General features: G+C 28.6%; 20 protein-coding genes. 11 read left to right on the forward strand and 9 right to left on the reverse strand.

What is annotated here, in order from left to right:
• The first annotated feature begins 5 nt into the window (after positions 1-5).
• The 7 genes from AMRN_RS04440 to AMRN_RS04470 all read left to right on the forward strand — a co-directional run bounded on the left by AMRN_RS04440 (position 6) and on the right by AMRN_RS04470 (position 7770).
• The gene (locus tag AMRN_RS04440; RefSeq protein WP_099311672.1) at positions 6-1235 is read left to right on the forward strand and encodes a glycosyltransferase family 4 protein; all 1230 of its coding nucleotides are present in this window, start codon (positions 6-8) and stop codon (positions 1233-1235) included.
• Entirely contained in the window at positions 1228-1821 is a 594-nt protein-coding gene (gene pglC, locus AMRN_RS04445; protein ID WP_099311674.1) for an undecaprenyl phosphate N,N'-diacetylbacillosamine 1-phosphate transferase, read from the forward strand. The genes AMRN_RS04440 and pglC overlap by 8 nt, the downstream gene beginning before the upstream one ends.
• 1 nt (position 1822) lies before the next feature.
• On the forward strand, positions 1823-2419 hold the full coding sequence (locus tag AMRN_RS04450) for a NeuD/PglB/VioB family sugar acetyltransferase (RefSeq protein ID WP_099311676.1): 597 nt from the start codon (positions 1823-1825) through the stop codon (positions 2417-2419).
• Positions 2416-3522, forward strand: a complete 1107-nt coding sequence (gene pglE, locus AMRN_RS04455) for a UDP-N-acetylbacillosamine transaminase (protein ID WP_118897368.1) — start codon at positions 2416-2418, stop codon at positions 3520-3522. Before AMRN_RS04450 ends, pglE begins: the two co-directional genes overlap by 4 nt.
• 373 nt (positions 3523-3895) lie before the next feature.
• Positions 3896-5626 (forward strand): UDP-N-acetylglucosamine 4,6-dehydratase (configuration-retaining), encoded by a 1731-nt coding sequence (gene pglF, locus AMRN_RS04460; RefSeq protein WP_099311678.1) that lies wholly within the window; start codon positions 3896-3898, stop codon positions 5624-5626.
• Positions 5627-5779: 153 nt separating this feature from the next.
• Positions 5780-6883 carry a redox-regulated ATPase YchF gene (gene ychF / locus AMRN_RS04465; RefSeq protein WP_099311679.1) on the forward strand — a complete coding sequence of 368 codons (1104 nt, stop codon included), beginning with the start codon at positions 5780-5782 and terminating at the stop codon, positions 6881-6883.
• 62 nt (positions 6884-6945) lie between these two features.
• Positions 6946-7770 (forward strand): HDOD domain-containing protein, encoded by an 825-nt coding sequence (locus tag AMRN_RS04470; protein ID WP_099311680.1) that lies wholly within the window; start codon positions 6946-6948, stop codon positions 7768-7770.
• A 21-nt stretch (positions 7771-7791) separates the two neighbouring features.
• Here the strand turns inward: AMRN_RS04470 and AMRN_RS04475 are convergent, their stop codons facing one another.
• Together AMRN_RS04475 and recO are read right to left on the reverse strand one after the other, a co-directional pair.
• Positions 7792-10185 carry a hypothetical protein gene (locus tag AMRN_RS04475; RefSeq protein WP_099311681.1) on the reverse strand — a complete coding sequence of 798 codons (2394 nt, stop codon included), beginning with the start codon at positions 10183-10185 and terminating at the stop codon, positions 7792-7794.
• A 42-nt stretch (positions 10186-10227) separates the two neighbouring features.
• The gene (gene recO, locus AMRN_RS04480) at positions 10228-10845 is read right to left on the reverse strand and encodes a recombination protein RecO (RefSeq protein WP_099311682.1); all 618 of its coding nucleotides are present in this window, start codon (positions 10843-10845) and stop codon (positions 10228-10230) included.
• Positions 10846-10975: 130 nt separating this feature from the next.
• Between recO and ppnP the strand changes: the two genes are divergently transcribed.
• The gene (ppnP, locus tag AMRN_RS04485; RefSeq protein WP_099311683.1) at positions 10976-11287 is read left to right on the forward strand and encodes a pyrimidine/purine nucleoside phosphorylase; all 312 of its coding nucleotides are present in this window, start codon (positions 10976-10978) and stop codon (positions 11285-11287) included.
• A 45-nt stretch (positions 11288-11332) separates the two neighbouring features.
• On the opposite strand, the gene AMRN_RS04490 is transcribed toward ppnP, so the two are convergent.
• The 6 genes from AMRN_RS04490 to AMRN_RS04515 form a co-directional block, all read right to left on the reverse strand.
• Positions 11333-12430: a nitrous oxide reductase accessory protein NosL gene (locus AMRN_RS04490; RefSeq protein ID WP_099311684.1), complete on the reverse strand. Its 1098-nt coding sequence runs from the start codon at positions 12428-12430 to the stop codon at positions 11333-11335.
• A 194-nt stretch (positions 12431-12624) separates the two neighbouring features.
• Positions 12625-13374 (reverse strand): Rossmann-like domain-containing protein, encoded by a 750-nt coding sequence (locus tag AMRN_RS04495; RefSeq protein WP_099311685.1) that lies wholly within the window; start codon positions 13372-13374, stop codon positions 12625-12627.
• Positions 13364-14170, reverse strand: coding sequence for an ABC transporter ATP-binding protein (locus AMRN_RS04500; protein WP_099311686.1), 807 nt, complete (start codon positions 14168-14170; stop codon positions 13364-13366). The genes AMRN_RS04495 and AMRN_RS04500 overlap by 11 nt, the downstream gene beginning before the upstream one ends.
• Positions 14164-15186 (reverse strand): FecCD family ABC transporter permease, encoded by a 1023-nt coding sequence (locus AMRN_RS04505; RefSeq protein ID WP_099311687.1) that lies wholly within the window; start codon positions 15184-15186, stop codon positions 14164-14166. The genes AMRN_RS04500 and AMRN_RS04505 overlap by 7 nt, the downstream gene beginning before the upstream one ends.
• Positions 15176-16177, reverse strand: a complete 1002-nt coding sequence (locus AMRN_RS04510) for an ABC transporter substrate-binding protein (protein ID WP_099311688.1) — start codon at positions 16175-16177, stop codon at positions 15176-15178. Before AMRN_RS04510 ends, AMRN_RS04505 begins: the two co-directional genes overlap by 11 nt.
• Positions 16178-16497: 320 nt before the next feature.
• Positions 16498-16884, reverse strand: coding sequence for a class II SORL domain-containing protein (locus tag AMRN_RS04515; RefSeq protein ID WP_099311689.1), 387 nt, complete (start codon positions 16882-16884; stop codon positions 16498-16500).
• Positions 16885-17011: 127 nt separating this feature from the next.
• Between AMRN_RS04515 and AMRN_RS04520 the strand changes: the two genes are divergently transcribed.
• From AMRN_RS04520 to AMRN_RS04530, 3 genes are all read left to right on the forward strand, one after another.
• Entirely contained in the window at positions 17012-17836 is an 825-nt protein-coding gene (locus AMRN_RS04520; RefSeq protein ID WP_079577081.1) for a thiamine-phosphate kinase, read from the forward strand.
• Between the two features lie 35 nt (positions 17837-17871).
• Entirely contained in the window at positions 17872-18939 is a 1068-nt protein-coding gene (gene truD, locus AMRN_RS04525) for a tRNA pseudouridine(13) synthase TruD (RefSeq protein WP_099311690.1), read from the forward strand.
• Between the two features lie 83 nt (positions 18940-19022).
• Positions 19023-19376 carry a hypothetical protein gene (locus AMRN_RS04530; RefSeq protein WP_099311692.1) on the forward strand — a complete coding sequence of 118 codons (354 nt, stop codon included), beginning with the start codon at positions 19023-19025 and terminating at the stop codon, positions 19374-19376.
• Between the two features lie 30 nt (positions 19377-19406).
• Here AMRN_RS04530 and AMRN_RS04535 read toward each other — a convergent pair whose 3' ends face one another.
• Positions 19407-21602 (reverse strand): methyl-accepting chemotaxis protein, encoded by a 2196-nt coding sequence (locus tag AMRN_RS04535; RefSeq protein WP_099311694.1) that lies wholly within the window; start codon positions 21600-21602, stop codon positions 19407-19409.
• Between the last annotated feature and the right edge of the window lie 84 nt (positions 21603-21686).

Consider the following 21686-nt stretch of genomic DNA (forward strand, 5'->3'; position numbering starts at 1 on the left):
ACTATATGCGAATAACACTTTTTCATCAATATTTTTTAGGTAAAAACGACCCAGGTGGTTCAAGATGGAATGAATTTACATCTTTTTTTAGTAAAAAAGCAGGATTTATAACTGATGTTATAGCGGGAAATATCCACTATGCTACAGGAAAAAAGATACTTCCAAACACTTGGTCAAATACTGAAAAAGTAGATGAAGATATCACTCTGTATCGTACTTGGACTTATTCTGGGTACAATAGTAACTTTGTAGGTAGAGTGATAGGATATCTTTCCTATACATTTTCATCTTTACTTAAAGCACTATTTCTAAAAAAACCTGATGTGTATATAGTAACTTCACCTTCTATTTTTGTAGGGATTAGTGCAATAATAGTTTCGAAACTAAAAAGAGTACCCTTTATCTTTGAAGTAAGAGACTTGTGGCCAGAATCAGCTGTAGCAACTGGTGTGTTAAATAATAAGATTTTATTAAAAATTTTATATTGGTTAGAACATAGACTTTATAAATATAGTAAAAAAATAGTTGTACTCACACCTGCTTTTAAAGAAAATATAGAAAAAAGATATCCAGAGTTTATAGATAAAATAGAGATTATTACAAATGGTGCTGATTTTTCTATAATGGGGGAAGAACATAAAGGAAGTGAGTTAAGAAAAAAATTTGCTTGGGGTGACAAAAAAGTATTTACTTATCTTGGAGCCCATGGTGTAGCAAATGACCTTATGCAAGTAGTAGAAGCTGCAAAGGCTTTTAAAGAATATGATAATATTCACTTTGTACTTATTGGTGATGGTATGCAAAAAAAACTTTTAAAACAAAAAGCTAGTGAGTATAATCTTAAAAACATAGAGTTTATAGACTCAGTACCTAAGCATGAAGTAGTGGACTATGTAAATGCAAGTGATGTATGTATGGCAATACTCAAAAAGACTGATACTTTTAAGACAGTATATCCCAACAAAGTATTTGACTATATGAGCTGTAAAAAGCCAGTATTTGTAACTATAGATGGTATAACAAGAGATTTAATAAATGAAGCAAAGTGTGGGCTCTATGCAGAACCTGAAAACCTAGAAGAGTTTAAAAAAGTAGTTGATAAGTTTTTAAATATGAGTGATATAGAACTAAAAGCTTTTGGAGAAAATGGCTACAAATTAGTAAAAGAAAAATTTGATAGAGAGAAATTAGCTGAACGGTATATTGAGCTAATAAAAGAGGTTTCAAATGCTTAAATCACTATTTGACAAAACCTTAGCGCTATTTTTAATAATTCTTTTTTCACCTATTTATATAGTAGTGAGTTTACTTATACTTTGGAAGATGGGAAGTCCTATACTTTTTAGACAAAAGCGACCAGGATATAAAGAAAAGATATTTGGTATATATAAATTTAGAACTATGACAAATGAAAAAGATAAAGAGGGGAATTTGCTTCCAGATGAGCAAAGACTAGTAGGAGTTGGAAAGTTTATTAGAAGTACAAGTTTAGATGAACTTCCTCAGTTGTTTAATGTACTTAAGGGAGAGATGAGCTTTGTCGGTCCTAGACCATTACTTATTGAATATCTAAAACTTTACACTGATAAACAAAAAAGAAGGCACGATGTAAAGCCAGGTATCACAGGATGGGCTCAAGTAAATGGAAGAAATGCTATTTCTTGGGAACAAAAATTTGATTATGATGTTTGGTATGTTGATAATCAATCTTTTCTATTAGATATGAAAATACTTTGGTTAACTTTTTTAAAAGTTGTAAAAAGAAGTGATATTAGTTCTTCTAGCAGTGCTACAATGGAAAAATTTACTGGGACAAAGTAAGATGAAAGAGTTATATATTTATGGAGCAAGTGGCCATGGTCTTGTAGTTGCAGATATTGCAAGAGATAATGGTTACGAAAATATTATATTCATTGATGATGGAAAAAACAAATATCCAACTTTTGAAGATATTAAAAAAACTAATAATATTCCTATTGCTTTTGGAATAGGTAGTAATGCTATAAGAGCAAAACTTTTTGAAAAAGTTCATAATAGTGGATTTAAGATAATAAGTTTAATTCATCCAAGTAGCATAATATCTTCAAGTGCAACTATAGGTAAAGGAACAGTTATCATGCCAAATGTAGTAGTAAATGCAAAAGCCACTATAGGTGAAGGCGCAATATTAAATACTTCTTGTGTTATTGAGCATGAGTGTGTGATAGATGATTTTGTACATATTTCACCAAATGTTGCACTTGCAGGAGATGTAAAGGTTGGTAAATATACTCATATTGGAATAGGCTCTAATGTGATACAAGGTATAATAATAGGAAATCATACAGTTATAGGTGCTGGGTCAATTGTAGTAAAAAATATTAACAATTTTAAAAAAGCATATGGTAATCCGTGTAGAGAAATAGAGGATATAAAGTGAATAAACGAATTTTTTTAAGTGCTCCACATATGAGTGGAAATGAATTAAAGTATATTGAAAAAGTATTTGAAAGCAATTATATAGCACCACTTGGTGAATATGTAAATAAATTTGAGGACAGTATAAAGAATTATACAGGTACAAAAAATGCTCTTGCAGTGACTTCTGGAACAGCTGCTATTCATTTAGCTCTTAGAGTTTTAGGAGTTGGTGAGGGAGATGATGTATTAGCTTCTACTTTTACTTTTATAGGTTCAGTAAATGCTATACTTTATCAAGGTGCAAATTCAGTTTTCATAGATAGTGATAAAGAGAGTTGGAATTTATCACCAAAACTTCTAAACAAATATTTATGCGAATGTGATAAGAAACCAAAAGCTTTAATAGTAACTCATCTATATGGACAGTGTGCTGATATAGAAAAAATAGCTAATATTTGTAATCTTCATGGAGTATATCTGATTGAAGATGCAGCTGAAAGTTTAGGTGCTACTTATAATGGTCATCACACAGGAACATTTGGAGATTTTGGGATATACAGTTTCAATGGAAATAAAATCTTAACTACAAGTGGTGGAGGTATGCTAGTGAGTTCAAATAAAGACTGGATTGACAAAGCGAAGTTTTACTCTACTCAGGCAAAAGAACCTTTTATACACTATGAGCATGAAGAGTATGGATATAACTATCGTATGTCAAATGTTTTAGCAGCTATTGGTGTAGGACAAATGGAAGTTATAGAAGAGCGTGTACAGAAAAAAAGAGAAATATTCAATTGGTATAAAGAGTTTTTAGAAGATTGTGATGAAGTTGAGTTTATGCCAGAACTTGACAATAGTAGAGGGAATAGATGGCTTACCGCTATGATATTTGAAAAATCAGATTACAATAAAATTATGAAGGCTTTAGAACAAGTAAATGTAGAATCAAGACCTTTATGGAAACCTATGCATATGCAAAAATTATTTAAAAACAATAAGGCTATAGTTGATGGTACAAGTGAAGAGTTATTTGAAAAAGGGCTTTGTGTAGCAAGTAGTACAACAATGAATAAAGATGATGTACAGATGATTTGTGATGTAATCAAAGATAATTTAATTTGATATTTTGTATTTTATAGCAAATGTATTTGTAGCATTTTTCGTGTCGATGGTTTTGATGGCTTTTGTCATGAGGTTTGTAGATGGAAAGAAAAGCTTTGATTAGATAAGGATTGCCTTTTTGGAAACTCGAGTTTATTCGAGTCTTTTGTGAGGTGGGCTTTGCACGAATGAATTCGCGCTTCCGAATGTGATGGATGAATTTTGCCTTTTCGGAAACTCGAATTTATTCGAGTCTTTTGTGAGGTGGGCTTTGCACGAATGAATTTGCGCTTCCGTTTGGAGACTCGAATTTATTCGAGTATGATGGAGCTTGTTGAAAATGGCACGAATAAATTCGCGCTTCCGTGAAAAATAAATATTAGGATAAAGATAGATGCTAAGACTTGATAAACGAATACTTAATTTTGTAGTGATAATTGCTCTTACGATTATTACTTTTTGGTGGACTTTTTTTATATTTCATATGGAGTTTGAGATAAGATTTGTTTTAGGAGTGATAGCTATAAGAATGCTGGCTTCTCTTTTGATTTTCAAAGATTTTAGTTTGAGTTGGTCAAAGGCTACTCAAAAAACTTTTATTATGAAAAGTATTGTTTATATCATAGCTTTTTGTATCTATATGCCTTTTTATTATGGGGAACTTAGATTTGCTTTTATGGCCTCTGAGCTTGCTTTTTATTTGTTTGCTATAAATTTTTCTATGTACTCTTATCATTATTTGATAAATAGAAGCAAGGTTGCAAAGACTAAAGAGTTAGTTATTTATGGTGCTGGAAAAGCTGGGATGAAGCTAGAAGAAGAGTTTCGAGAGAGTAAATATAAAGTAAAGTACTTTGTAGATGATGATAAAATTTTACAAAAAAGATCAATTGATGCTATTCATATCTTGTCAAAAAAGAGACTAAAAGAGAGATTAGCAGGGCAAAAACTTGATCTTTTGATTATTGCTATGCCAAGTGTAAAGAAAAGTAGAATAAAACATATATATGAGGAACTTGGAGAGTATTTTAAAGAGATTAGAATTCTTCCATCACTTGAAGAGATACTTGAACACAAAGATTTTACAACGCAACTTAAAAATATATCTGTTGAAGATTTACTTGCAAGGCATCCTCAAGATTTGGATAAACATAAAATCGAAAGCTTTATAAAAGATAAAATAGTACTTATTACTGGTGCTGGTGGAAGTATTGGAAGTGAAATAAGTAGACAGTGTAAAAAATTTGGTGCAAAACAGCTTGTTTTACTTGATCATAGTGAGTATAATCTATATAAAATAACAGAAGAACTACACTCCCCAAATATCGTCTCAGTGATGCAAAATGTAAGAAACTATGACTTTATAGAAAAGACCTTTAAAAAATACAAACCCCAAATAGTAATACATGCAGCTGCATATAAGCATGTGCCTTTAGTAGAAGATAATATACTTGAGGGTATTTCAAACAACATACTTGGAACAAAAAACTGTATAGATTTATCTATAAAATACGAAGCTGAAAAGTTTGTATTAATCTCAACAGATAAAGCAGTAAGACCTACAAATGTCATGGGTACAACAAAACGAATATGTGAATTGTATGCGCAAAATGCAAATACAAAAGAAAACACAGAGATAGTAGCTGTAAGATTTGGAAATGTACTTGGAAGTAGTGGAAGCGTAATACCAAAGTTTAAATCACAAATTGAAGCTGGAGGACCTATTACAGTAACTCATCCAGATATTACAAGATATTTTATGCTTATACCAGAAGCTTGTGAGCTTGTACTACAAGCTGCAAGTATTGGAAAAGGTGGAGAGTTATTTATACTTGATATGGGAGAACCTGTAAAAATCGTAGATTTAGCTAAAAAGATGTGTGAGTTAAGTGGACAAGAAGATATAAAAATAGAGTTTTGTGGATTAAGACCAGGAGAAAAACTTTATGAAGAACTACTTATAAATGATAGTGATAAAAAAACAGACTATGACTCAATCATGGTAGCAAGCTCTACAAAATATGATATAGATAAACTAAACAAGGATATTCAAGAACTTCTAGTTTGTGAAGATAAAATCAAGAAGTTAAAAGAGATAGTTCCAGAGTTTGAACACAATAAGTAATATGGCACGGAATGAATTCGCGCTTCCGTGGAGACTCGAATTTATTCGAGTAGGGTGGAACTAATTAATTTTGTGGCTTTTGCTGGTATTTCAGGCTTGAAAAAGTGATTTTTGGATAAAATGGGCTATATTTATATAAAACAAAGGAAACTAATGGGTTTAGGTGTAGGTATCGTAGGACTTCCAAATGTAGGTAAAAGTACAACATTTAATGCTTTGACAAAAGCACAAAATGCAGAGGCGCAAAACTATCCTTTTTGTACTATTGAGCCAAATAAAGCGATTGTTCCAGTACCAGATAAGAGATTAGATGAATTAGCAAAGATTGTTATTCCAGATAAAATTCAACATTCAACTATTGATTTTGTTGATATTGCTGGGCTTGTTAGAGGTGCTAGTAAGGGTGAGGGTCTTGGTAATCAGTTTTTATCAAATATTAGAGAAGTTGAAGTAATCTTACATATGGTTAGATGTTTTGATGATGGTAATATCACTCATGTTGAGGGTGATGTAAATCCTTTAAGAGATATTGAGATTATTGAAACAGAATTAATTTATGCAGATATTACTCAAGTTGAAAAGAAAATTGATAGACTTAAAAAACAATCAAAAGGGTCAAAAGATGCAGCAGCTCAACTTGTAGTTGCACAAGCTTTACTTGACCATTTAGCTGAGTTAGAGCCTGTAAAAACTTTTGAAGATAGTGAAAATGAACTTTTTATTGCCCTTGATAAAGAGCTTAGGTTTTTATCAAATAAAGATGTGATTTATGGTGCAAATGTTGATGAGGATTCACTAGCTGATGGTGGAAATAATTATGTTGATGTATTAAAAGATCATGCACAAGAAGTAAATGCAGATGTTATTATGCTTTGTGCAAAAATAGAAGAAGAACTTGTTGGTTTAGAAGATGATGAAGCAAGAGAGTTTTTAACTGATTTAGGTGTACAAGAATCAGGTTTGGAGCAAATCATTCACACAGCATTTGATAAACTTGGACTTCAGTCATACTTTACTGCTGGTAAAGTTGAGGTTAGAGCATGGACTATCAAGAAAAATACAAAAGCACCACAAGCAGCTGCTGTTATTCACAATGATTTTGAAAAAGGTTTTATCAAAGCTGAAGTTATTTCTTATGAAGATTTTGTTAGTCTTGGTGGAGAAGCTAAATGTAAAGAAGCAGGTAAACTAAGACTTGAAGGTAAAGATTATGTTGTTCAAGATGGTGATGTTATGCACTTTAGGTTCAACGTTTAATTTTATGTAGATGAAAGATTAGTTATAATCTAGCTAATTTAAACTTAAGTTAGGAGTTTTAAGTGCCAGAAAATATTTTAGAAAAAATTGAGTCATTACCTCCTCTTCCTAAAACAATTGCAGAGATTGAAGAGTATAGACAAAAAAGAGATAAAGAAGCTTTTGAGTTATTAAAGATAATTGAGAAAGATGCCTTGATAATTTCAACATTATTAAAGGTTTCAAATTCAGCGATGTTTGGATTTAGAAGCAAGGTTGAAACTCCAAGTAGAGCTATTAATTTACTTGGGATTAACTTTACAATTTCTATTGCAATTGGCGGTACTGTACAAAACTTGCTAAAGGCAAATTTATCTGCTTATGGAATCAATAGTGATGATTTTATGAGAGTTTCAAATATGGCAACTACCTTAACTAATCTTTGGTTATCAAAAGTCTCTTTTGATTTAAAAGAAGAGCTTATCTTACCTTCTTTACTTCAAGAAGCAGGAAAGTTTATTGTTGCTGATATTTTAGAGCTTGAGGGTAAAACAAATGAATTCAAAGCTTTATTAAGACAAGGTAAGTCAACAGCACAAGCAGAAAAAGAGATTTTAGGATTAAGTACTTCAGAGATTACTGCTAGAATTTTTAGGCATTGGAAGCTAAGTGATACTTTGATTAATTCAATCGAGTTTGTAGATGATGTAAGCAAAGCTGATGAAGCTTATAAACAAAGAGCACAAATCCTTGATGTTGTAAAAACAGCTTGTGAAGTTACAGCTCCTTTAAGTGATGATAATGTAAATAAAGCTATTGAGAAAGCAAAAGCTTATAATCTTGATATAAAATCACTTGAAAATGCTATTGAAAAACTAGAAGATAGACTTTTAGACGAACAAGTATAATTAAGGCTATAAAAGCCTTAGTTATTTAAACTCATAATATTTTTCTTTTGACTTTCTTGCCAAAGTGATGCAGTGTGCTGATTTTTCTAGTATATTTTCACTATTTCCCCATGATACTGCAAATGTTAAATCAAAATTTATCTGATTTTCTTGATAAATAATTTTTGTTTTTTGAATCTTTTGTATATAACTATCCATATTTGAATTTAGAGGTAATATTGCTCCAAATTTTGGTCCTGATAGTCTGTAAATATTTAAAAAACTTTCAAGTTCTTTAGCATAGTTCCTTAGTATAATATCTGTTTTTGCATAACTTAATTTTTCATTGTATTCATCTATATTATTTATATAAAACTCTATAAAAATAAATTCATTTTTGATATCATTTAAATCTTTTTGAAGTCTATTTACATTTCTAAGACCTGTTATTTTATCAAAAAACATTGGAATTGTTTTTTGGTAGCTTATGATTATATTTGATACATTTTTCTTCATGTATTCTTTATTATTTATAAATAGATGTTGGAATACTTCTTTATATACTGTTGAGTAAATTATTTTTAATTCAAAGTTTGAAAATAAAGGTATTTTTACCGTTTCATATCCCAAATCAAGTATCGTACAATCTTTTTGACAAAGTCCATCTACAACTGCAAAAGCTAGTCCATAAAATACTTCTTTTGAGATAAACTCTTCTATATATTTATTTACTTTTTCATCATCAAGATTTTTTTCATTTAAGATATTAGTTATCACATCAGATAGTTTTTGATTCATATAGTATGTTTTATTGATTTTATTTTGATTTATATGTTTAAGTACGCTTTTTTTACCAAGTTCATAATACTTTTCATCTTCTATATATTCATAATCTAAATCAAGCTCTTTTATAAGCCTTTTCCCATAATTGGTAAATATTTTATCATTTATAGTTTTGTACTCATTTTCAAGTAAAGTGTTTCCATTTATATTTTTGTATATTGCAAAGTAGTTTTTTGATAGTTCTATACTTTTTGTTTCATAGCTATATGAATAGTACAAGCTAAGTGATAAAAATATTTTTGTATAAACACTTATTAGATGTGAAGCAACACTATTTTTGTTTACATAATCAACTACAATTCTAGCTAATTCATCATCAATTATAAAGCTATTTTGTCTAATAAATCTATGTATGATAACATCACAAATATTTATTTTATAAAACTCTAAATAATCATTGTCAAACTTCTCCATTGCAAGAAATTTTTTGATTATATCTATTAAGATGTCATTTTTTATTTGTGTTGAATATAGTGTGATTGCATATATGATTTGAATCGTAGAGTTATCAAAATTTTTATTTTTAAAGAAATCATCAATTATTAAAAATATATCATCTTCACAATTGCTACTATATATGAAAATATAATTATTTATAAGATGATTTTTGAACTCGCTTATTGTTTTGAATTTTTGAACATATGTATGAATGATAGTCTCTTCATACAAATCTAAGATATTTTTGAAATTGATAAGATCTTTGTACTCATTATAATCATACTCTGTTTCAAGTTTATATATCATATTTGAAAGTAGGGTTGTTATAGTATTTAGATATATTTTGTACTCATTTAATTCATTTGAGTTACCAAAATGTGTACTTTTTGAAAGTTCATACCCATCATTTGATTTCTCAAAGTTGAAAAAGAATTCATCAACAAGTTCTTTTACACTTTTGTTTTTTATATTAATATAAGGAATATGTGCATAGTAAAATAGAAGTTTTCCTAATATATTATTTAATATATTTATTCTCTCTTCATTTAAATCTATTTTAAACTTTAAGATATTTATTGTTTCTGTTAGTATTTCAAGTATTGCATTTATACTTTTTTTTCTTTGCACATCAGTTGAGTTTACTTTGCAAAGTACATTTACAGTCTCAATTAACAAAGTATAGTGAGAGAAAAGAATTTCAAAATGTTCATCATTGTTTTTGTTTTCTTCAAGTTTTGTTTCATAGTCTCTAAAAAGCTCTGAGAGATTATCTGTATTATATGAAATATAGTTTTCAAATATTTTATAATCTTTACCAAAAGATAATAAGTTTATTATCACAACTATTTCTTTAAAAACAACTGTTCTTTTATCAAAAAAGATATTTTGTAGTTTCTGTTTGATTGCTTTAATCAAAAATTTTCTAAAATTTATATTGTTATTTAATTCATGACTTATCTCAGCAGGAAGAGTTTCATTTTTGATATATAACTTGGCTATATATTGCATAAGTTGCTTATAATCATCATCGATATCAAATAAAAATGAGCTATTATGTTGATTTGAAAGTTTATATTTTTCCAAAATATTTGTAACAGCAATATCCTCATCTTCTAAATCTAAATATGATGTTGCATTATTTTGTTCATCTAACATCTAATTCTCCTGCAAATTTACAATATTATATAATCTTTTAACTTACAATCCTTGAAGTAAAATATGCCAAAGATATTTTATTTCATCATCACTGAAATTTATAAGTGAATTTTGCTCAAACATCTCTTTTATTTTGCTAAGTTTAAACTTTCTTGCAAAGGTGCATTGTGGGTGAGCAGGTACAAAACTTCTCACAAGTGAAATCTCATCTTCAATTTCTATGTCACATAAAAAACATGTGTAATCCACATGAAGTCTTCCCTCATGTTCTAAGAGTTTTAAATATGCTTGTATGATAGCTCTTTTTTCATTTTGTTTTATCATCAAGTGTGATAGGGCATTTAGTAAATCAAAGTAAAATTCATCTAATTCTTCTATATCTTTAAAGTGATAATAAAACAGTTTTATAAATCTTTGCCAAGCATACATTTTTTTTCCATCTAATATCCACTCATAATTTAACTGCATTACATCTCTTAATCTTCCAATATCACTTCTTAGATTATGTTCAATCTCAAAATCTATTTTATATCCTACATTTATATTTGAGTGTCTTGCTCCATAAAATCTATATGTTGTATAAACTCTTGTAGGCGTAAGTATTGTAACTATTAGATCATCATCTTTTACAGGTTTTACGTCTAAAATGTATCCTTGCATATATAAAAACTCTTTTTTTGTGTTTATTTGTAATACTTTTTTATTAAAAAAATTATAACAAAACTAAAATAGATATATGCTTCAAATAAATTTATGGTATCATATATATAAAACAAGAAAGGACAAATTAATGGCAGAATTCGAAAATGTAAATATTGCAAAAGCTGCAAATGTATTTTTTGATGGAAGTATAACAAGTAGATCTATTGAATTTAAAGATGGTACAAGGAAAACTTTAGGAATTATGCTACCTGGTGAGTATGAATTAAATACTGTAAATAAAGAGATTATGGATATTCAAACTGGTGAACTAGAAGTTATGCTACCAGCTGAAGATTGGATGGAAGTAAAAGCTCCTGGAAGTTTTGAAATACCTGCAAACTCAAAATTTAAATTAAGAGTAAAAAGTTTAGTTGATTATTGTTGTTCATTTATTAAATAGTTGTCATTAAACAATGCGATATAATCGCATTGTAAAATGGCTTTTTTAGTATAAAATACTCTCTTTTACCTCTTCAAATTTCAATATTTTTTTACCATAATGACTATTTTTAAATGCATTAGCTGATTTTTTATCTTTAAATGGAATTAACTCTTCTCCCATTGGACCATATACATTTGAACCTACTACATAAAATGCACTTTTACCATCAATAGTTTCAAGAGTATAATAATCAGTAACAGTTATATTTTTCATCTGTTCTTTTGTATGAGTATGAGCGTATTTTTTTGGATTAAAATAGAATTTAAACATATCTTTTGTTCCATCAAAATAGTGAGTGTGAGTTTTATTTACTTCTATTTTTGCAGCCCATTTTGGATATTTTGCAACATACATTCCACAAACTGGACACTTCGCATCTTTTGGAACACTTAGTTTTTTATTTTGGTTTGTAGCAAGTGAGGGGTCATATTTGTAAATAGCAGCAGCTTGAAGCATATTTGGTTTTATATTTTTACAAATTTTGTTATCAATTAGATATTTTTTAGCTTCACCTATTGAGTTAAAATCTGGAAGTTGTGCTTTATTATCACACAATGCTTCATATATCTTTTTACCTTTTTTAGCTACCTTTGCTCTTTTTTTATCTATTTTTTTATTGTCATTTGTCAAATCAGCAGTGGCAATCTTCAAAGCTTCATCAAAAGTCTTTATTTCGCCACCATGCTCTTTTTGAAACTTTAAAGCATCTTTTTTACTCAAAAATGCATATTTACTCGTCATACTCATAGTTCCTTTTACAGAACTTCCTACTACATAAAAAGCTTTTTTTGCATCTATTAACTCTAAAGTTTTAGTATTAACTACTTGAACTTTTTTTATAAGCTTTCCAAACTTTTTATTAATATTTGCAAAACAGTGAAGTGAACAGTACTGTTCTTTATGACCATTTTTAAACTCAACTGCATGTGATGTTTTATAAAATTTTACAAGATCCATTCCACAAACATTACAAAAATGTTTGCTAGTATCAGTTTTAACTAAAGTAGCTTGATTTTCATCTACTGTTTGAAACATTTTATTTTGACTAGCAAATAGACTTATACTAATAAGCAATAAAAAAAGAGAAATTCTTTTTAACATGTAACTCTCCTAAGGTTTTTGTTGATTTTATACTAAAAGAGTTAATTATGTGTTAAATTAATAAGAGGCACGAATAAATTCGCGCTTCCATTGGAAACTCGAATTTATTCGAGTAGTGTGGAATGGTTGAAAACAGGCACGAATGAATTCGAGCTTCCGTTGGAGACTCGAATTTATTCGAATCTATTCTTGTGTTATGTTTTTTGTAAATAACAGCTATTTTCAAAGATATCTTCAAAAGGGTTTTTTTCTATTTTCTCTTTTGAACAATCTTTTAAGTATAAGCTAGCAACATGGGTTACATTACTGTTTTTTAACCAAATTGGATTTAATCCAGCAGAAAATCCTGATACCATAATAATTTTTGCTTTTGTTGCGAACTTTAGCAATGCATCAAAAGTTGAACCAATAAGTGCCGCACCTGTGATTACTACAATATCTGCTTTACTTACAGCTTCATACTCAAAGATATCATTATAAACTTCATTATTTAACTCTTTTTTTCTTCTACAAAAAACTGCTACATCTCTTGAGTTTTCTTTTAGTTTTTTTATTACAGGTTTTAAGTTTCCAATGAAAACTATTTTATCTTCTTTGGTACTATTTTCAAGTAAAAACTCACAGCTTTCAACTCTTAGATTCTTTTTTAATAAAGGTGGATTTTCTTGTAATTCATATTGTCCTATTGCATTTATTGTTGCAAGTATAATTGCTCTTGAGGCTAAATTAAAACTATCATCTTCTAAAATATCTTCAATACTTTTAAAGTTGTTATTTTTTAAATCTCCCTCATCACTTGGACTTAAAGCTACTCCAATAGAAGTTTTAGTTTTATTTGTAACTTCAACATAAGTAAATGGCTCACAAATTTTAAAACTTTTTAAAGTCAAAGAGTTTTTTTTAGCACTTTGAAGTGCTTGTTGTTTTAATATATCAAGTATCATTAGTTTCCTTTTTATGTGAATGATTATGTGTGTTATTATGATGAGAGTGTCCTAAAAATAAAAAAGGATGTCCCTCTTGCCAAAATAGTTTACAAGTTGTATCAAAAAGTTTAGAAATCATCTTTTGTGTAATATTTAAACTATTTTCAAAATATAAAATCTCTTTATTTTTAAGCATTATTATTTTATCAGCATAATGTAATGCATTTTGCAAATCATGCAATACAGTTATTGTAATAAACTCTTTTTCTTTCGTTTTGTTTCTTATTAGTTCAAGCATCTCTATTTGATTTTTAGGGTCAAGGTGAGATATTGGCTCATCTAAAAGTAAGATTTTAGGCTCTTGTAAAATTGCAGCTGCTAAAAAAATCTTTTGCCTTTCTCCTCCACTTAAAGTATCAATATCTCTATTTAAAAACTTTTGTAAGGCAAACTCATTTATACTATCTTCAATTAATTTATGATCATGTTTACTTAAAGAAAAACCACTATATTTTCTCCTTGAAATCTCTAATACATCAAGAGTAGTAAGGTTTGAATTTTGATTGAATTGTGCCATATAAGCAATATATTTTGATACACTATTTATTGAAGCAGTTGTAAACTCTATCTCATCTAAACTAATGTTTCCTTTGTGTATATCTATGACTTTTACAAGTGATTTTAGTAAAGTACTTTTACCTGCACCATTTGGTCCAATTATAATATTTAAATCTTTTGGTTTTAGCTCTAAATTTATATTTGTAAGTAGAGTTTTTTTCTTTACTTTAACATGTAAATTAGTTATTTTTAGCATCTTGAACTTCTTTTATATAAAAAGTATAAAAATAGTGGAGCTCCAAGCATTGAAGTTATAATTCCCACAGGTATAGTAATAGGAAGTAAGATAGTTCTTGAAACAATATCTGCAAGTAAAAGAAGAATTGCACCACTTAGTGCTGATAAAGGTAAAACATATTTATGTGAACTTCCTATAAAAAGTCTTACAATATGTGGTGCAATAAGTCCTACAAATCCTATAATTCCAAAAAAACAAACACTAATAGCACTTAAAAATGATGCTACAATCATAGAGCCTAATCTAAGATTTTGAGTATTTATTCCTAATGATTTTGCACTATCTTCACCTAACATCAAAGCATCGAACTTCCAAAAAATCTTAAAATAAGAAAATAGGCATATTAGTAAAACTAATCCAATTGCTAAAATAGTACTCATACTAGCTTTAGACAAATCACCAAAAGTCCAAAATAGTGTAGCTGCTGCGTCAATATCATCTGCAAAATATTGAAGTAACATAGTAAATGCAGAAAAAAACGCACCTAAAGCTACCCCAAATAATATAAGTGATTCAGCTGACATATTTGCTCTTTTTCCTAAAGATACTATTAAAAGTGTACATATCATACTTGAAGCAAAAGCAAAGAGTGCAGTTATAAAACCTGCTTCATATGATGATGTGCTTGAGTATGATTGAAAGACTATTATTGCAAAACTTGCCCCAAAAGCACTTGCTTGAGATATCCCTAAAGTAAAAGGAGAAGCTAAAGGATTTTTTAGTACTGCTTGCATCATAGCTCCTGACAATCCAAGGGAAGCTCCTACTACAAATGCTGCTAAAGTTCTTGGTACTCTTATTTCAAAAACTATTATAGAAAAACTACCCTTTGCTTCTAAAAGTTTAAAAGTATCTGAAAAAACAATCCCATTGTTTCCACTTATTAAAGAAATCCATATTAAACTTATTGTTATAAATAGTAATAAAATAGCAATAAAAAATCTTTTTTTTGAGTATAAATGTTTACTGTACATTAGTATTGATATCTTTTCCTAAAAATTTTTTATAAACTCTTTCTTTTACTTTTTTTATATCTATATCTTTTCCAAAATGTGAAGCAATTAACCAACTGTTTATATAAATATTTTCTATATTTGTATTGTAAAAATTACTTGGATATAACCAATAAATATTACTGTTTTTAAAAGCTTGAATATGTTTATAAATTGCTTTGTCTTTTTCTATCTCTTCTAAAATTATTTTTCTACTAACTAAGTCTAAAAAAACAACTTCAGGATTGAAACTTAAAAGTGTTTCTTTATTTACAAATGCATGACCAATATGATTTTGTAAGATTGGATTTTTTATATTTAGAAGTTTAAATGCAGGATAATCACTCTCTGTACTTGTAATACCATGAAGTCCTTTATATGCAACTCCACCAACATATATGGCTTTATCATCAATCGTTATTTTTTTTAAAGCTTCTTTTTGCTTATTCATAAAAGTGATTAGTTCATCTGCTCTATTTTGTTTGTCCATGATTTGTGCTATTATCAACATAGATTTTTTTACAGCTTCGATTTTGTCTTCTTTATTGTTTTTGCCACCATAATTTGAGCCATAACTTAGTGCTATAACTGGAGTTTTAGTTTTTTCTTGAATTAAAGCTACTTGTTTAGGTGAAAGTATAGATGTAAAAATCACATCAGGTTTTAAACTTATTAATGTTTCTAAATTTGGCATTTTCCCAGGTCCACCTTGACCTACAATAGGAAGTGATTTGATAAACTTTTTATCAAGTACTAAACTATAAGCCGAATTAGGACTAAATCTTAACTCTTTTTTTTCAATACCTATAAGTTTTTTTTCAAGTTGCATATAAGTTATAAGTCTTAATGTTCCAGGACCTAAACACACTATTTTATTATTATCTGTAATTTCTACTTCTCTATCATACATATCAACAAAAATCTTTGCATTAAGTGTAAGTGCTATAAATATTATAAGAAAAAGTAATCTCATTGTACTCTCCAAAATTTCTTAAGAGTGTAATTTAATATATATAAATAAGTAATAAAAAAGCAAACTGCTTATGTAGTTTTGGAACTAAATTGTCTTGAAAAGATGCACGAATGAATTCGAGCTTCCTGTTTGCAAACTCTTCAGAAACTTGAATTTATTCGAGTATGGTGGAATTGAGTTGAAAGAGGCACGAATAAATTCGCGCGTCCAGTGTTGGAAACTCGAATTTATTCTAATCTTTTGTGAGCTGAGATTTTGCACGAATGAATTCGCGCTTCCTTTTGGAAACTCGAATTTATTCGAGTAGTATTAATAAGCTTTTATGCTTCTACTTCAACAACCACGGGCGTTGATTCCCAAATTCCGTGTTTTGTACAGTATCCGTGTGCAACTAGGTTTAATTTTTTTGTTGTTGGAATAATAGTAAATGTAGTTGTATTATGAGCTTTTACATTTCCTAGTGTTCCTGGAACATATGTAGCTTTTGCTAATAGTGTTTCTTTATTATATAACGCAACAGACTCAATATAGTGATCAAAATCATCTGGATGTGTATATTCATTTCCCATTTTTACAGTTACTTCAAATGGCTCTCCTGCTTTTGCAGTTTCCTTACAGTGAATAAATGGCGAGTGTCTATCTATTAAGTCTTTTTTTGCTTCTCTTTCTACTGTATCAATATCTACGTATTTGTTAATCTTTGGCATTAATTCTCCTTGTTAAAATTGTATTATTATATAATAAAAATTATTAATCAATAAGAATATATTTTACCAAGAAAATAATTTAAGTAAAAAATTAGATTTTAGAGGATTATTTTGATATAATTGCGTCATGAATAAAGAAGACTATTTTATACAACAATTTACTAATCAAACAAAACTTATAGGTGATGATGCAGCAGTAGTTGGAAATATGGTTTATTCTCAAGATGCTTTTTTTGAAAATGTACATTTTCAAAGGGAGTGGATGAGTTTAAAACAGATTGCTACTAAATCTATGCTTGTTAATATTTCAGATGCTATTGCTATGAATGCAAAGCCACTTTATGCACTTTTAACTGTTGCAATTCCTAAAGATTTTTCTACAAGTGATTTAAGAAAACTTGCCAATGGTTTTAAAAAAGTTGCAAAAGATTATGGTATTAAAATTATTGGTGGAGATACAATAAGCAATGAAAAACTTGATATTTCAATAACTATTATTTCAAAAAGCCAAAATCCAATATATAGAAGTGGAGTAAAGATTGATGATTTAGTATGTTATACAGGAGATCTTGGTAGTTGCAAGAAGGATTTGAAAAAAGCTTTAAAGGGCAAAAAAATAGCTTCAAAATCAAAACTTATAAAGCCAAAATTAAAAGGTGATTTTTTTTATGATATTTCAAAATATGTAAATGCTTCTTTAGATATATCAGATGGATTATTTTTTGAGTTAGAAAGATTATCAAAAGCAAGTAAGGTAGATTTTGAATTTTTTGATAAAATATCATCTGATATAGGTACATCAGGTGAAGAGTATGAAATGCTTTTTACTTTTTCTAAAAAGAATCTTGAAAAGATTATGCAAAGTGCTAAAAAACATAATGTGTCTTTAAATATATTTGCAAAAGCAATAAAAGGCAGCTATAAAACAGATGCAAAAAATCATCACTTTTAATACAATACAAAAAACAATCAAAATGAGGAATAAAATTGACTAATATACAAAGATACTTAAATCATGCAAAAATAAATGTTGTTTTCAAACAAAGTAAAGATGACTTTGTTGTAACAGAAGAGCCTTTATATGAGTTTTCAAAGGAGGGTGAGCATCTAATTATAAAGTTTAGAAAAAAAGAGCTGACAACGTGGGATGCAGTTTCTATATTTGCTAATCACTTTGGATGTAAACATAGAGATATTGGTTATGCAGGCTTAAAAGATAAAAATGCAATGACAATTCAATCTATATCTGTACATAAAAAATATGAAGATAAACTAAGTAGTTTTAATCATGAAAAAATAAAAATATTAGAAACTACTTATCATAATAATAAAATAAAAATAGGGCATTTAAAAGGAAATAAGTTTTTTATTAGATTAAAAAGAGTTAGTCCTGTTGATGCTAGAATTATAGAGCAAGTTTTAGCTCAAATTGCTGCTTTTGGAATACCAAACTATTTTGGTTTTCAAAGATTCGGAATTGAGGGAGATAATTATAAAAAAGGTGAAGCAATAATAAATGGAACTTTAAAAGAAAAAGATAGAAAACTAAGACAAATGTTTATTAACTCTTATCAAAGTTATCTTTTTAATAATTGGCTTTCAAAAAGAATAGAAATTTCAAAACTAATTGAATCTTTTGAACCAAAAGAGATTTATGAAAAATTAAATCTTCCTTTAGATTTAGTAAAACAGATGAAAAGTCAAGAACATCCTTTTAAAATAATGCATGGAGATTTAATGTCACATTATCCTTTTGGTAAGATTTTTTATGTTGAAGATATACAAAGTGAAGCTTCAAAATTTTATGCAAAAGATAGAGTTCCAACTGGACTTTTATGCGGTAAAAAGATTAAAAAAGCTCAAGGTGAAGCATTGAGTATTGAGGAAGATTTTACAAAAGAAGTTCTTCAAGAAGATGGTGCAAGAAGATTTGCTTGGATATTCCCTTCTGATATTGAAAGTAATTATAAAGAAGATAAAAACTGGATGGAGTTATCTTTTTATCTTCCAAAAGGCTCATATGCTACTGAATTAATTGCAGAACTTATTCATTAAATATAAAAAAAATGACTCTTTTGTTTATATAGTTAAGTTAAAAAAAGATAGACTTATAATATAAAAGTTTATAAAGGCTGTATATGAAATATGAAGAGTTAATTAAAGAACTTTGTGATGTGATTAAAGAGTCCGAAATTCATGCTTGTAAGATATATGAAGATTTTGAATTTTTACAAGAAAGTATTGAAAATATGGATCTTTCTATAAGAGAAAAAGAGAAGCTAGATGATAAAATTTCCAATTCACTTGGGCTTTTACAGCATCAAGATTTACATAGACAAAGAATAGAAAGAGTCGTAAATTTTGTTTGTGAGAAAAATAATATCGATAAATCTCAATATAATCTAGCTGATTCTGCTAAAAATATTGATAATAGTGAAGACAATATGTCAGAAGAGGATTTGGAAGCTTTGATTAAACAAATGCAAGGTTGAGAAAAGAAGAAAGTTTATTTCTTCTTTTCTTTACTTTTTCATATTCCTACAAACATCTTTTTTTAAGGCATTTAATTCCCCAAAGATTCTTAAAGCTTCTATTTCTACTTCTCTTGCTTGTTCATTTAATAAAACATTATCTTGTTTATTTGCATTTGAAGTAACAAGTGTTTGAAGTTTTGTACTTAAGTTTTTGTTTAACTTTCTTAATTTTTCAATGGCATTTGTATCAACATTTGTTGTTGAGTTTTCATAGTTTTTAATCCACTCTTCAAGTGAATTAGTCTCTTTAACATCCCAAGTGTTATATTTGCCAAGTTGTGAATATACTTTATCTTTTAGTTTTAATACATCAACTTTTAATTTTGCTGTATCATAAACTAAATCAACATTTGCAACTCCATCTCTTGCTTCTTCTAAGAAATTTGCTCTTGAAGCTGCTGTTACAAGTGAATCTGACATAAATGCAATTTGCGCAGACATTTTTGATATATCATCTGCAACTGTAGCATTTCTTTGTGTTGAGTGATCTAGGTTATTTACTGCATCATTTATTTGAACGATTCCTTTTTCTTGTTCTTTAGATGCAGTTGCAACACTATCAATCATCTCTATTGTATTTGATATATGACTATTTAATTCATTATATCCTTCTATCATATTAGTTGAAATACTTTTACCTTTTGTTGCTTTATCACTTGCATCTTCAACTAGTTCTTTAATCTCTCTTGCTGCTTGGGCACTTCTACTTGCAAGATTTCTAACTTCACCTGCAACAACTGCGAAACCTTTTCCAGCTTCACCTGCAGTTGCTGCTTCAACTGCTGCATTTAATGAAAGAATATTTGTTTGGAATGCTATTTGGTCAATTACTTCAATTGCTTCATTTATTGCTGTAACTTTTGAATTTATCTCTTCCATTGATATTGCTGTTGTATTTGCAAGATCAAGACCTTTTTTAGCTGAACCTGTTACATTTTGAGCTAAGCTAGCCATCCTAACTGTAGCTTCTGTATTTCCTTTTATATTAGAAGTGATTTGCTCTAATGCAGCAGCTGTTTCTTCTAAACTTGATGCTTGTTCATTTGATGAAGCAGATAAGTTCTCAGAAGCAGTTGAAAGTAAATGAGTATTTTTACTAAGCTCATCACCTGTGTTCATAATCATTGCTAATATTTCAGAAGTGTTATTTCCCACAAGTTTAATTCCAGCAGCTAAAGAACCTAAGTCTCCATAAATGCCTTTGTCATCAATTTTGTAATCAAAGTTTGATTCTGAATAGTTTCTTAATGTATCATTGATTTTATCTAAAGTCTCTTTTGTACTTAAAATCATCAAATTAAGTTTATTTTTCAAATCTTCCACATATGGGTTTGCTGCTTTTGATTGTACACTGTAAACGAAGAAACCATTTCCAGTTTTTTCTAAAATATCATTTGCTTCTTCTATTACTAACTCATCTTGCTTTAAGCCATCTCTTACTTTATCCATATAAGCATTGAATAAGTTTGCAACTTCTCCAACTTCGTCTTTTGAATCAACTTCTAATTTTATATTTGTATCATTTGAGTTTAAAAGGTTTTGAAATCCCTCTTTAAGTTTCCCTATAGGATTTGTAGCTTTTTTTACTACTAATAAAACTAAACCAATTGTAATCCATCCAAGTATTGTTGAAATAATTAAAATTTCAACTATCAAATCATAAATTCTTCCATCAGCTTCATCTAAAGAGAATGTTAAATCCATAATTCCTATTACATCACCTTCTTGTTGATTTGCATGACACATCAAACACTCTTGTGCTGCAATCATAGGCTTAATCATTCTTAAGTTATGATTTTCACCTTCTCTTACTTCAAGAATTTGTGACTTTTTCGTTTCAAATGATTTAAGAATATCTTTATCTTTTGTAAATTCTGCTCCTGGATGGTACATCTCAATTAGTGGTTTACTCTTTGCTACCACTAATTCTCTTACACCTTTTATCTGTCTTGCTTCTTCTTCAGCTTTTGCAATTTGTACAGGATCACCTGTATTCATAGCATACCTTAGACTTTGAAACATAGCACTATTTAACATTGCAAGGTTCTCTTTTGTTACGGCAATAGAGTCCTCTTTTACGCTTTTTGTTGTAAAATAAACGATAGTTAAACTACTAATGGTCATCAATATCAGTAAAGAAAATATTATTTTATTACTTATCTTTTTTGTTACGATATCGAGCATTATAACGCCCCTTTTTTTTAAGTTTATTTATTATATAATGAAATTCATTTAGATATGGTTATCTAGGTGTAAAAAAGTATTATT

Source organism: Malaciobacter marinus, from assembly GCF_003544855.1.
GTDB lineage: Bacteria > Campylobacterota > Campylobacteria > Campylobacterales > Arcobacteraceae > Malaciobacter > Malaciobacter marinus.

Bases quoted from the DNA above. Each gene is read 5' to 3' on its own strand.
- AMRN_RS04475 (WP_099311681.1), bottom strand. From the start codon at position 10,185: ATGTTAGATGAACAAAATAATGCAACATCATATTTAGATTTAGAAGAT.
- AMRN_RS04450 (WP_099311676.1), top strand. From the start codon at position 1,823: ATGAAAGAGTTATATATTTATGGAGCAAGTGGCCATGGTCTTGTAGTT.
- AMRN_RS04530 (WP_099311692.1), top strand. From the start codon at position 19,023: ATGAAATATGAAGAGTTAATTAAAGAACTTTGTGATGTGATTAAAGAG.
- ppnP (WP_099311683.1), top strand. From the start codon at position 10,976: ATGGCAGAATTCGAAAATGTAAATATTGCAAAAGCTGCAAATGTATTT.
- AMRN_RS04515 (WP_099311689.1), bottom strand. From the start codon at position 16,884: ATGCCAAAGATTAACAAATACGTAGATATTGATACAGTAGAAAGAGAA.
- AMRN_RS04510 (WP_099311688.1), bottom strand. From the start codon at position 16,177: ATGAGATTACTTTTTCTTATAATATTTATAGCACTTACACTTAATGCA.
- ychF (WP_099311679.1), top strand. From the start codon at position 5,780: ATGGGTTTAGGTGTAGGTATCGTAGGACTTCCAAATGTAGGTAAAAGT.
- AMRN_RS04500 (WP_099311686.1), bottom strand. From the start codon at position 14,170: ATGCTAAAAATAACTAATTTACATGTTAAAGTAAAGAAAAAAACTCTA.
- AMRN_RS04495 (WP_099311685.1), bottom strand. From the start codon at position 13,374: ATGATACTTGATATATTAAAACAACAAGCACTTCAAAGTGCTAAAAAA.
- pglC (WP_099311674.1), top strand. From the start codon at position 1,228: ATGCTTAAATCACTATTTGACAAAACCTTAGCGCTATTTTTAATAATT.
- AMRN_RS04505 (WP_099311687.1), bottom strand. From the start codon at position 15,186: ATGTACAGTAAACATTTATACTCAAAAAAAAGATTTTTTATTGCTATT.
- AMRN_RS04520 (WP_079577081.1), top strand. From the start codon at position 17,012: ATGAATAAAGAAGACTATTTTATACAACAATTTACTAATCAAACAAAA.
- AMRN_RS04440 (WP_099311672.1), top strand. From the start codon at position 6: ATGCGAATAACACTTTTTCATCAATATTTTTTAGGTAAAAACGACCCA.
- AMRN_RS04535 (WP_099311694.1), bottom strand. From the start codon at position 21,602: ATGCTCGATATCGTAACAAAAAAGATAAGTAATAAAATAATATTTTCT.
- pglF (WP_099311678.1), top strand. From the start codon at position 3,896: ATGCTAAGACTTGATAAACGAATACTTAATTTTGTAGTGATAATTGCT.
- AMRN_RS04490 (WP_099311684.1), bottom strand. From the start codon at position 12,430: ATGTTAAAAAGAATTTCTCTTTTTTTATTGCTTATTAGTATAAGTCTA.
- recO (WP_099311682.1), bottom strand. From the start codon at position 10,845: ATGCAAGGATACATTTTAGACGTAAAACCTGTAAAAGATGATGATCTA.